This is a genomic window from Streptomyces smaragdinus (genome assembly GCF_009604385.1).
Taxonomy (GTDB): Bacteria; Actinomycetota; Actinomycetes; order Streptomycetales; family Streptomycetaceae; genus Streptomyces; species Streptomyces smaragdinus.
Genome location: NZ_WEGJ01000004.1, coordinates 261006 through 272777 on the forward strand (window position 1 = coordinate 261006; position 11772 = coordinate 272777).

Annotated in this window: 9 protein-coding genes; 2 read left to right on the top strand and 7 right to left on the bottom strand. The window is 73.1% G+C overall.

Translation table 11 applies throughout. The features are described 5' to 3' along the window. Positions 1-2: 2 nt before the first annotated feature. From SRB5_RS09850 to SRB5_RS09865, 4 genes are all read right to left on the bottom strand, one after another. Positions 3-770: a polyprenol monophosphomannose synthase gene (locus SRB5_RS09850; protein WP_323377415.1), complete on the bottom strand. Its 768-nt coding sequence runs from the start codon at positions 768-770 to the stop codon at positions 3-5. After that, on the bottom strand, positions 767-2491 hold the full coding sequence (gene lnt, locus SRB5_RS09855) for an apolipoprotein N-acyltransferase (protein WP_407703895.1): 1725 nt from the start codon (positions 2489-2491) through the stop codon (positions 767-769). Before lnt ends, SRB5_RS09850 begins: the two co-directional genes overlap by 4 nt. A 721-nt stretch (positions 2492-3212) precedes the next feature. Next, positions 3213-4832: an amidohydrolase gene (locus tag SRB5_RS09860; RefSeq protein WP_323377417.1), complete on the bottom strand. Its 1620-nt coding sequence runs from the start codon at positions 4830-4832 to the stop codon at positions 3213-3215. Between the two features lie 22 nt (positions 4833-4854). Next, positions 4855-5295 carry an Lrp/AsnC family transcriptional regulator gene (locus SRB5_RS09865; RefSeq protein ID WP_323377420.1) on the bottom strand — a complete coding sequence of 147 codons (441 nt, stop codon included), beginning with the start codon at positions 5293-5295 and terminating at the stop codon, positions 4855-4857. Between the two features lie 389 nt (positions 5296-5684). On the opposite strand from SRB5_RS09865, the gene SRB5_RS09870 reads away from it, so the two are divergent. Beyond that, positions 5685-6092 (top strand): hypothetical protein, encoded by a 408-nt coding sequence (locus SRB5_RS09870; protein ID WP_153451104.1) that lies wholly within the window; start codon positions 5685-5687, stop codon positions 6090-6092. On the opposite strand, the gene SRB5_RS09875 is transcribed toward SRB5_RS09870, so the two are convergent. From SRB5_RS09875 to SRB5_RS09885, 3 genes are all read right to left on the bottom strand, one after another. Beyond that, on the bottom strand, positions 6089-7753 hold the full coding sequence (locus tag SRB5_RS09875) for a BCCT family transporter (RefSeq protein ID WP_153451255.1): 1665 nt from the start codon (positions 7751-7753) through the stop codon (positions 6089-6091). The genes SRB5_RS09870 and SRB5_RS09875 overlap by 4 nt on opposite strands. Positions 7754-7922: 169 nt before the next feature. Next, positions 7923-9098, bottom strand: a complete 1176-nt coding sequence (locus SRB5_RS09880; protein ID WP_153451105.1) for an acyl-CoA dehydrogenase family protein — start codon at positions 9096-9098, stop codon at positions 7923-7925. Between the two features lie 245 nt (positions 9099-9343). Continuing rightward, on the bottom strand, positions 9344-10756 hold the full coding sequence (locus tag SRB5_RS09885; RefSeq protein WP_153451106.1) for a peptidase C39 family protein: 1413 nt from the start codon (positions 10754-10756) through the stop codon (positions 9344-9346). 138 nt (positions 10757-10894) lie between these two features. Here SRB5_RS09885 and SRB5_RS09890 point away from each other — a divergent pair, with 138 nt between their 5' ends. Continuing rightward, positions 10895-11524, top strand: coding sequence for a uridine kinase family protein (locus tag SRB5_RS09890; protein WP_153451107.1), 630 nt, complete (start codon positions 10895-10897; stop codon positions 11522-11524). Positions 11525-11772 lie beyond the last annotated feature (248 nt).

The window sequence follows — 11772 nt, forward strand, 5'->3', positions numbered from 1 at the left end:
ACTCAAGTGTGCCTGCGTCCGAGAAGCTGGCGCGCGCGGGTGCCCACGCCCCAGGCCGTGATGCGCCACAGCGCCTCGACGACGATGTCCCGGTTCATCTTGGAGTCGCCGCGCTCCCGCTCCACGAAGGTGATCGGCACCTCCACCACATGGAACCCGCGATGGGCGGCGCGCCGGGCCAGGTCGACCTGGAAGCAGTAACCCTGCGAGGCCACCTCGCCGAGCCCGAGCCCCTCCAGCGTCTCCCGCCGGAACGCCCGGTAGCCGCCGGTGACGTCCCGTATCGGGACGTCCAGCATCAGCCGCGAGTACGTGCTGCCGCCGCGGGAGAGGAACTGCCGGGACCTCGGCCAGTTCACCACCCGCCCGCCGGGCACCCAGCGCGAGCCGAGCACCAGGTCGGCGCCCTTCAGCGCGGTGAGCAGCCGCGGCAGCTCCTCCGGCTGGTGGGAGCCGTCGGCGTCCATCTCGACCAGAACGCCGTACCCCTCCGCCATGCCCCACGCGAAGCCCGCGAGATACGCGGCCCCCAGACCCTCCTTGCCGGCCCGGTGCAGCACGTGCACGTGGTCGTCCTCGGCCGCGAGCTCGTCGGCGAGCTTGCCCGTCCCGTCGGGGCTGTTGTCGTCGGCGACCAGGACGTGCGCCTCGGGCACGGACGCCCGGACCCGCTCCACGATGGGCCCGATGTTCTGCGCCTCGTCGTAGGTCGGGATGATCACGAGTACGCGGCCCAGCGGTCCGTACTGCCGCTGCCCACCGTGCTTCACAGATTGGCCTTTCCTTGCTTGCGGGCGCGCCGGCCGAGTGCGTACGCGGCCGCGCAGGAGATCAGGCCCACGATAGCGAGGACCCACTCGGGAGCGGGGCCGAGCCGGTCGGAGACCGTCGTGCCGTCCCGCAGCGGGAGGCTGGTCGTCAGCACGTCCTGGGTGAATTCCGCCGTCTGCTGCTCGATGGTCCCGTCGGGCCGGACGATCGCGCTGATGCCGCTGGTGGCGGCGGTGACGATGGCCCGGCCGTGCTCGACGGCGCGCAGTTTCGACATGGCCAGCTGCTGTTCGGGCTGGCCGGTGTTGCCGTAGGTGGCGTTGTTGGTCTGGATGACCAGGGCGCGGGCCCCGGCGTTGACGGTGTCGCGGACGATCTCGTCGTACGCCACCTCAAAGCAGATCACGTCGCCGAGCCGCGCCGGGCCGGTCTGCAGGACGCCGGTGTGGTCGCCCGGGTAGAAGTCGCGCGGGACGCGCTGCAGCCGGGTGATGACCTTGCTGAGCTGCTCGCGGAACGGCACGTACTCGCCGAAGGGCACCGGGTGCTGCTTGGTGTACGACTTCCCGGGACCGGTGCCCGGGTCCCAGACGATGCCCTGATTCTCGACGTACCCCTCCTTGGTGGGGTGGTCGACGAGGGCGCCGACGAGGACGGGGACGCCGATGTCACGTACCGCGCCGTCGATGGCGGCGTAGGCCTCGGCCGAGGTGAACGGGTCGAGGTCGGAGGCGTTCTCCGGCCAGATCACCAGGTCCGGCTGCGAGGTGCGCCCGGCGCGGACGTCGGCGGCCAGCTTCTCGGTGGCCTCGACGTGGTTGTTGAGGATCTTCATGGGGCGGCCCAGGAAGTCCATGCCGGGCTGCTGGACATTGCCCTGGACGACGGCGATACGGACGGTGTCGTCGGCCCCGGTCGGCACCGGGACGGCGTAGCCGGCGGCCACGGCGGCCAGTGCCAGGGCGGCGGGGACGGCGACGGAGCGCAGGGACGCGACGGTACGGAGCCGGCCGCGCGCGTGCCACCCGGCGAGGACGGCCGCCGCGAGCAGCGAACCGGCCAGGGCCACGCCGAACGTGACGAGCGGCGCCCCGCCGAGGGCGGCGAGGGGGGTGAACGGGGAGCCGGTGTTGGCGAACGCCAGCCGGCCCCAGGGGAAGCCGCCGAACGGAAGCCGGTCACGGGCCCATTCCTGCGCCACCCACAGGCAGGCGCCCCACAGCGGCCAGGCGGGCAGCCGGGAGGTCGCGGCGAGCGCGGGGCCGAGGGCGAGGAAGAACGCGGCCTCGGCCACCGAGAGGCCGATCGCGGCGTCCCAGCCGATGACGTGCAGCCACTTCAGCAGGAAGACGAAGAAGGGGAGGGCGAAAGCGAACCCGAGCCAGCACGCCTGGCGGGCGGTACGGCCGCGCACCAGCAGGGCGAGCGCCGCCACGGACAGGAGCGACAGCGGCCAGATCCCGTACGGCGGGAAGGCGAAGGCCAGCGCCAGCCCGGCGGCCACGGCGATCCCGGTGGCCGCAAGGACACGGCGGACGGCGGCGCGGATACGGGCCATGCGGCCGGGGCGGGGGGCCTGGGGCGTCTCGGCCTCCCGGGGCTCCGGCCTCCCCGATCCGGGCTCCCCCGGCTCGGGCACGGCAGGTTCGGGTGCCGCGTCGGCGGTCGTGGCGTCCGGCGCCGGAGCGGCGGCGGAGGCGGTGTCTGGGCCCGGGTGCACGGTCGCTGGCCTTCCTGCAGGTCGTGCGGTGCTGGAGTGACCGTATAACGGGAAGGGGTGTTCGGTCATCGCAGGTCCCGGACAGGGGCCGCCGCACGGGCTCACGCGCGGCCGGTGCACGCGGTTCGGGGCCCGGCGCCCTTCGGTCCGACCTGGGACCCGCCGGCTGCGGATCGACCGAGGGCCGTTGTCTACTGAGCATCCGGGCCCCACCCGGGTCGCACCTGCCGGCCGGCGGGAATCGACCCTCGCCCCCATGCCGAAGACGCTGGACCTGGCTCCCTGTGACGGGCAGCCGGTGCGGCGGCCCGTCCAGACCCGAAGGGGCCCAGCGGCCTTGCGACGACAGGCGAAGATTCCGCGGCCGGACGTCCGGTGGTGGACTCGGCTGAAACTACCGGCCGCCGCCCGTACGGTGTCAACAGCTACGCCGCCTGGGGTGTCTTCCGGAATCACCAGGTCAGCGCCATGATCAAAGACCGGCCCCAGGAAGCCCCGGGGATCTGTTCCGGCCCATTGAAGATCGCCAATCACCCGTTCGGCCCACGCCTGTTCAAGCCTCAACTCCGAAACGGGCGGAAGAAAGCGCCTAACCGGAGTCCGGCGAACAGAAACCGATCACAAACGAAAGTCAACCGCCGTCGACCGAACATCGAACGGACACGGGAGTTTCACCCCCGTACGGACCCCGCCGATTCACCCCGCCGGGTACGAAGCGGAATCACGCCGCGCGGTACACCTCGCGGCCGCCCACGACCGTCCGCAGACACCGCGGCAGCTCGCCGCCGGGCGTGAGGTCCGGCAGCCCCGGGGTGCCCGAGCGCGGGTCGGTGGACCAGTTGGCGACCCGCTCGTCGGGGATCTGCACGACGAGCTCCCCCGCCGTCCACACCGCGTAGTCCGCGGGCGCGCCCGGCACCAGGGTGCCCGCGTCGTCCCGGCCCATCGCCCGCCAGCCGCCCCGGGTGTGGGCGGTGAAGGCCGCGCGCACCGACACCCGGTGCTCCGGGGTGCGGTGGAACGCCGCGGCCCGTACGCCCGCCCACGGGCCGAGCGGGGTCACGGGGGCGTCGGAGCCCAGCGCGAGCGGCACCCCGGCACGCAGCAGGGCGGCGTACGGGTTCAGCCCGGCCGCCCGTTCGGCGCCCAGCCGCTCGGCGTACATGCCCTCCGGACCGCCCCAGAAGGCGTCGAAGGCGGGCTGGACGGACGCGGTGAGCGCGAACTGCGCGAACCCGGCGATCGTCCCGGGGCTCAGCATCTCCGCGTGCTCCACCCGGTGCCGCACGGCCCGTACCCGCTCCAGCCCCAGCCGCTCGGCGGCGAACCGCGCGCCCGCGACCACGGCGTCGTTGGCGGCGTCCCCGATGGCGTGGAAGCCGCCCTGGATCCCGGCCTCCGTGCAGGCCGCGAGGTGGGTCGCGATCGCCTCGGCGTCGAGGTAGCCGTTGCCGGTGTGCGCGGCGTCCGCGTACGGGTCGCACAGGTGCGCCGTGTGCGAGCCGACGGAGCCGTCCGCGCACAGGTCGCCGGCGGCGCCGTGGGCGCCCAGGTCGTGCCGGATCGCAGCCGCCTCCTCCGCGGTGCGCACCGCCTGGCCCCAGTAGCCGACGACCCGCGGCCCGGCGAACTCGCGCGCGACCTCCAGCAGCCCCAGGAAGTCCGCCTCGCCGTTGATGTCCGGTCCCGCGCACTCGTGCACCGAGCCGATGCCCAGCGCCGCCGCCCGGGCCAGCGACGCCCGCTGGGCCTCCTCGCGCTGCGCGGGGCTCAGCGTGCTGTACGCGGCGGTGCGCACGGCGTGGTGGGCGTCGCGGGCGACGGGGAGCGCGGGGTGGTACCCGGCGAGGCCCGGCAGGCCGGGGACGGTGGCCGCGAGGGCCGTGGAGACGGCGGCGGAGTGGACGTCCACCCGGGAGAGGTACAGCGGGCGGTCGCCCACCGCCTCGTCCAGCTCGGTGCGCGTCGGGGGGCGCTGCTCGGGCCAGCGGGTGTCGTCCCAGCCGTGGCCGAGGAGCACCCGGTCGCCGGGGCGGGCGGCGGCGTGGGCGCGGATCCGGGACAGGGCGTCGGCGAGACTCTGCGCGTCGGCCAGGTCGAGGCCGGTGAGGGCGAGGCCGTTGGCGGTGGTGTGCACGTGGGCGTCCGTGAAGGCGGGCGTCACCAGGGCGCCCTCCAGCCGTACGACCTCGTCCACGCCGTCCGCGAAGCCGTCGGCGGCCCCCTCGGACCCCACCCAGGCGATGCTGTCGCCCTCCACCACCATCGCCGTGGCGAAGGGGTCGGCGGGGGTGTGGATCTCTCCGCCGCGGAGCAGCACGGTACGGGCGGTCTCGGTCACGTCAGCAGCCTCGGATCGGTGGTCAGACGCGCGGGGGGCGCGATTCGTACGGGGTGGACAGCACCACGGTGGTCCGGGTCGAGACGCCGGCCAGCGAGCGGATCCGGGCGAGCAGCTCCTCCAGCTCCGCCGGTGCGGCGACGCGGACCTTGAGGATGTAGTTCTCGTCGCCGGCGACGCTGTGGCAGGCCTCGATCTCCGGGACCTCCCGCAGGCGGTCCGAGATGTCGTCGGGGGCGCTCGGGTCGAACGGCTTGACCGAGATGAACGCGGTCATGGGCAGGCCGACGGCCTCCGCGTCGACGATCGCGGCGTAGCCGCGGATGACGCCGCGCTGCTCCAGGCGTCTGACGCGCTGGTGGACCGCGGACGTGGACAGGCCGGTGGCCTTGCCCAGGTCGGTGTAGCTCATGCGGCCGTCGGCGACGAGTAGTTCCACGATGCGTCTGTCCAGCTCCTCCACGGTGGATCAACTTACCGGGTCCTGTTTCGCCGCGCTGCGGGGGCTTCGCCCCCGGGCCCCCTTGTCGGGGCTGCGCCCCTCCGCCGGCGCTTCGCGCCTTGTCCTCAAACGCCGGACGGGCTGGAATGGACCGCTTCACGCCTTCGGCCGGCGGCCGGGCCGGGAGGGGGCCCTTGTGCCCTCCACCGGGAGAAGAACTTCTGGGACACCGCTTCCGCATGCGTCTCCTGAGGTGCGCGTACAACGCTTTTGCCCGGCGCATGTGACGAACGCCACATGTGTACCCGCAGGTCGGATCAGGTGGTGGGGTTAGGAGATTCGGGGGGTGGGAAATGCTGTGGTTGGTCGAGACCACTTCTCAACTGGTCGGCCTACCCGAGGGGGAATACATGGCGAAGCTGAAGCGCCTTGGGTCCGCACAGCAGGCCGGCGTGCCTGACGTCTGGGACGACAGCGGTGACGAACCGCTCGAAACATACGAGATGTTCCGCGTGGTCTGCCCGGACTGCGCCCAGTCGATCGCGCTGCTCGAGGGCGAGGAGCAACTGCCCGAGCATGCCCGGCTGGTGACTCCGTGGAACCCGTTCGGGCTGGCCGTCTGCGACGGCTCCGGGCGGGGCGTGGGCGAGACCGCGGCGGACGGGGACGCGGTGGAGGCGCCGGAGCAGGAGGCGGCCGCGATGCTGCTCACCCTGCCGGAGGGGCTGGACTGGCGCCGTCAGCCGTTCTCCCACGTCGGCGGGCCCGGTTCGAAGCCCGTACGGTTCCGCGTCCCGGGGATGCGGCGCGCCGCCTAGCCGTCACGGTCCGGTGAGCCGGGACCGATCCTGAGCTCGAAGTCCCCGTCGTATCTCTTCTCACCGGCGATCACGGCATCCGAGACAACCTCCCGGCCCGCCTCACCGCGGACGATGACCGGGTCCTCGTGCAGATCGCGCATCAGCGCCACGCACATGCCGATCATCACGAGGACGAACGGCGCCGCCACCAGGATCGTCAGGTTCTGCAGGCCCGCGAGCGCGTCGCCCTGTCCGTCGCCGATCAGCAGCATGATCGCGGCGACGGCGCCGGTCACCACACCCCAGAACACCACGACCGGGCGGGCGGGTTCATGGGCGCCGCGCTGGGACAGCGTGCCCATCACGATGGACGCGGCGTCCGCGCCGGACACGAAGAAGATCCCGACGAGGATCATCACGAGCAGGCTCATGGCGCCCGCGACCGGGAACTCGTTCAGCACGCCGAAGAGCTGTCCCTCCGGCGTGCTCTTCTCCGCCAGCCGGCCCTGTTCGGCCAGCCTCATCGCCGTACCGCCGAAGACGGCGAACCAGATGAGGCTGACCGTGCTGGGCACCAGGATGACGCCGCCGATGAACTGGCGGATGGTGCGGCCCCGGCTGATCCGGGCGATGAACATGCCGACGAACGGCGTCCAGGAGATCCACCAGGCCCAGTAGAAGACCGTCCAGCTGCCCAGCCAGTCGTGGATGTTCTTGCCGCTGGTCGCCTCCGTGCGCCCCGCCAGCTGCGGCAGCTCGCCGAAGTAGGAGGCGACGGAGGTGGGCAGCAGGTCCAGCACGATGATGGTCGGGCCCGCGACGAAGACGAACACGGCCAGGATCGCCGCCAGCACCATGTTGATGTTGGACAGCCACTGGATGCCCCGCTCCACGCCGGACACCGCGGACAGCACGAAGGCCACGGTCAGCACGGCGATGATGACGACGAGCAGCCCCGTGCCCGTCTTCTCCATCCAGCCCAGCTCCTCGAAGCCGCTGCCGATCTGGAGCGCGCCGAGGCCGAGCGAGGCGGCGGAGCCGAAGAGGGTCGCGAAGATGGCCAGGATGTCGATGATCCGGCCGGGTGTGCCGTACGCGGCCTTCTCGCCGATCAGGGGGACGAACACGGCGCTGATGGTCTGGCGCCGGCCGCGCCGGAAGGCGGAGTAGGCGATGGCGAGGCCGACCACGGCGTAGATCGCCCACGGGTGGAGCGTCCAGTGGAAGAGGGTGGTGGCCATCGCGGTCGTCATCCGCTCGGCCGGGTCGGCCGGGTGGGTGCCGGGCGGCGGGGTGGTGAAGTGGGCGAGCGGCTCGCTCACCCCGTAGAACATCAGTCCGATGCCCATGCCGGCGCTGAACATCATGGCGACCCACGACACGGTACGGAACTCGGGCTCCTCGCCCTCCGCGCCGAGGGTGATCCGCCCGTACCGGCTGACGGCGAGCCACAGGGCGAAGACGACGAAGCCGGAGGCGGCCAGCACGAACGCCCAGCCGCCGTCGCGGATCAGACCGTCGAGCAGGGAGCTGGACACGGACTCCAGGCTGTCGGTGCCCGTGGCCCCCCAGACGACGAAGGCCAGGGTGAGCGCGGCGGTGACGCCGAAGACGACCCGGTCGGTGCGGGCGAGGTGGCTGTGGTCCATGCGGCGCTCGAGATCCGCCGCCTCGGCCATCCCCTTGCGGCGGCGCCGGCCGGCGCCCGGCCGGGGACCCTTCGGTTCCACCTCATCGTGCGGCAACGACGCCACCTCTCATGGCATTACTGGAGAATTGTCACGTTATCTCCGGTCAGCCGATGGCGCGGCCGGGGCGATCCACTCGGACGAACCGCCCCGCGACGGCTCAGCCCTTCGACTCGGGCCCCGCCAGATGCCGGGCGATGACCACCCGCTGGATCTGGTTCGTCCCCTCGACGATCTGCAGCACCTTGGCCTCGCGCATGAACCGCTCCGCCGGAAAGTCCCCCGTGTAGCCGTATCCGCCCATGAGCTGCACCGCGTCCGTGGTGACCCGCATCGCCGTATCGGTGCAGAACAGCTTGGCCATCGCCGCCTGGCGGGAGTACGGCAGCCCCGCGTCCCGCAGCCGCGCCGCCGACAGGTACAGCGCGCGTCCCGCCTCGATGCCGGTGGCCATGTCGGCGAGCATGAACCGCAGCCCCTGGAAGTCCGCCAGCGGCCGGCCGAACTGCCGCCGCCCGGCGGTGAAGGCCAGCGCCTCGTCGAGCGCAGCCTGGGCGACGCCGATCGCGCACGCGGCGATCCCCAGCCGTCCGCCGTCCAGCGCGGCCAGGGCGATCGGGAAGCCCTGCCCCTCCTCGCCCAGACGCCGCGCGTCGGGCACCCGCGCGTCGTCGAAGTGGATCTGGGCGGTCGGCGAGCCCTTCATGCCCATCTTGCGCTCCGGCGCCGAGGCCGAGAGCCCGGGGGTGTCCGCGGGCACGAGGAAGGCGCTGATGCCCCGGGCGCCCGCCGCGCCGGTGCGGGCGAGCACGGTGTAGAAGTCGGCGACACCGCCGTGCGTGATCCAGGCCTTGGTGCCGTTGATCACCCAGTCGTCGCCGTCGCGCACGGCCCGGGTCGTCATCGCGGCGGCGTCGGAGCCGGAGGCGGGCTCGGAGAGGCAGTACGCGCCGAGCAGTCCGCCGCCGAGCATCGCCGGGAGGTGCTCGGCCCGCTGCTCCTTGGTGCCGAACTCGGCGAGCGCGTGGCAGGACAGCGAGTGCACGGAGACGCCGAGGCCGACGGTGAGCCGGGCGGCGGCGAGCTCCTCGAGGATCTGCAGATAGACCTCGTACGGCTGGCCGCCCCCGCCGAACTCCCCGTCGTAGGGCAGACCCAGCAGACCGGACTCGGAGAGCAGCCGGAACAGGTCCCGCGGGAAGCGGCCCGCCTCTTCCCCGGCGGCGGCCTCGGGCTCGATCTCACGCCTGATCAGCTCGCGGACCAGACCCAGCAGCTCCCGGGCCTCCTCGGTGGGCATCTGGCGTACGACCGGCTGGGGACCGTGGTCGGACATGGCGGCGCTCTCCTCCCTGTTCGGGCGCGTCGGTGGGCGGCCGGACCGGGATGAGGGCCGTGCCGCCGGATGGGTGCTGTCCCTGCCGATGCTCGTCCTCCGGATCACGGATGGCTCGGCGAATCGGCGTGGGACGCAAGGAGTATGCCCGATCGGAGGCGTGTCGTCACCGGCGCGTGGCCCGCATCACGCCACGGACGGGCCCCTCCCGGCGCACCCGCCGGGAGGGGCCCTCGGTCCGGGGTTCAGACGATGCCGACGGACGCCAGCGCGGCGCGCTGGGCGTCGGTGATCTCCGAGCCCCACAGGACGTAGCAGACGCCGCCGGTGCCGGAGGCGACGCTTCCCTTGTCGGTGTAGCGCTTGGTGCGCAGCCAGATGTTCTCGAACTCGCGCCGCCGGTAGACCTTGCGCACGGCGCTGTCCGTGGGCGAGTTCGCGGGGTCGTTGGCTATGACGTCGCCCTCGGCGGTGAAGCCGATGACGGTCATCAGATGGCCGGACGTGCCGTAGCCGGCGCCCGTCAGCTCCGCCTCGGTGAAGGACTGGGAGGTGATGAGGGGGATGCCCGCGGCGATCAGGGTCTCGGCGTCGGTGAGACTGCCGAGGCGGGTGACGACGCCGTTCATGGCGCTGTACGTGGCGGCGTAGGCGGTGTTGAAGGGCCAGTTGCCGCAGCCCTCGTACTGGCTGTCGTAGGTGAAGCGGGCCGCGTGGTCGACCTGGGGGTCCTGGTGCCTCTTCTTGCGCTGCAGATCGACCCAGGCCAGGTCGTCCGCGGTGGGGCGGCGGCCCCAGTACTCGACGATCATCTCGGTCGAGGTGGGGCTGCACCAGGCCTCGCCGCCGCCGTCGTACTCCTTGTAGTCGCCCTGGTGGATGGTCTGGGAGTACCGGGGCACCGTCAGTTCGCGGGCGACGGACCCGGTGGTGGCGGGGACCTCGAAGCGGTCCGGTACGTCCGAGGCCATCGCGCCGACCCGCCACACGGTGGGCGTGGCGCCGGTGCCGGCCGCGCGGTAGAGGGTGACGCGCAGCCGGTACGAGGCGAGGCGCAGCCCGGTCGAGGCGTCGTCGACGGCGAAGGTGTCCGTCCAGATGCTCGAGCGGCCGTCGCCCTGGCCGTCCACGCTGGTGCGCCGGAAGTCCGTGTCGCCGGCGGCCCAGCGGCCCATCACGAACCACCCGGTGTCCGTGCCGTCGTTGTACGTGCCGCCCAGCTCGACCTGGATCCAGGTGCCGGCGGGCGTGGCGGCGTTCCACGAGGCGACGGCCTCGGTGGCCGGCGCGGCCGGGGTGTGCGCCGGGGAGGTCCAGACGGCGTAGTCGTACGCGGTGGTGGTGCCGGTGTGCGGGTCGGTGTAGTCGGTGCGGCCGGCGGGCGTGCCGATCGCGATGCCGGGGCGGTCGCCGCCGGCGGGCGCCGCGCCCTCGGCGGCGCCGGCGCTCCAGTCGGCGGCGGTGGACCAGCCGCGGTAGTCGGCGTGCGGGCCCTGGACCGCGGCGGTGTGCGCGCCGGCGGCCGGGGTGGCGCCGGACGCGGTGGCCGGGGCGGACGCGGCGTTCGCCGCGGATACGAGGGCCGGGGCGGCGGTCGCGCCGGCGGCGGCCAGGGCGGCGGCGGTGAGCACGGTGCGCCGGGAGGCGGCGTGGGTCATGCGGACACTCCAGTCAGCGGGGACGGCGGGGGGTGACGCAACTATTCACCTTCGGCGCGCGTTTCGGCAGGGGCCCCGGGCGGTGACTATTGGCGTGGACCAGTGGTGCGGGCCGGGGCGCGTCGTACGCTGACCAGGATGAACCCGATCGAAACGCTCGCCGCCGAGCTGCGCGCCCTCCCCCCGTCCTGCGGCCCCGTACGGCTGGTGGGCGTGGACGGCCACGCCGGCTCCGGCAAGAGCACGTTCGCCGCCCGGCTGGCCGCGGCGCTGGGCGGCGCCCCGGTCGTCCACCTCGACGACCTGGCTACGCACGACGCGTACTTCGGCTGGCCCGAGCGGCTGCGCGCCCAGGTACTGGAGCCGCTGTCGGCGGGGCGCGACGCGGCGTACGAGGTATACGACTGGCGGCGGCGCGAGTTCACCGGGACGCGCCCGGTGCCGGCGGCCCCGGTGGTGATCGTCGAGGGGGTCGGCGCCGGGCGGCGGGCGCTACGGCCCGTGTTGGCGCGGCTGCTGTGGCTGGAGGTGCCGCCCGAGGTGTCCTGGGCGCGCGGACTGCGCCGGGACGGGCCGGAGCTGGCCGGTTTCTGGGCGGACTGGACCCGCGGTGAGCGACGCCACTTCGCGGCCGATCCGTCGCGCCCGTTCGCCGACTCGCTGATTCTTCTGGGGAAATCGGGGTACGAGGTACGTCCGGGACCTGCCGGGACGGCCGGAAATCGCTTTCTCGTCACGGGGAGTGAACAGTCAGAGACTGACCGGTAGGTCAGTAGCGAACCGGCCGCCGGGAGTCCGCCAAGTCGGCTTGACCCGGGAGCCGTACAGGTCTTACGTTCTCAATGTGCGGGTCGTCGACGACCGGCACCACGAAGCGCGAAGCCCCCGGTTGTTCCCCCGTGACCGGGGGCTTCGTCTTGCCCGCCCCGCCCGGACATCACTCACAGTGACCGCGGCCGGGGTCGTCGCGGGCCGTGCACGGGGCCTTGGACCCGGCCCGTACCCAGGTACCATGC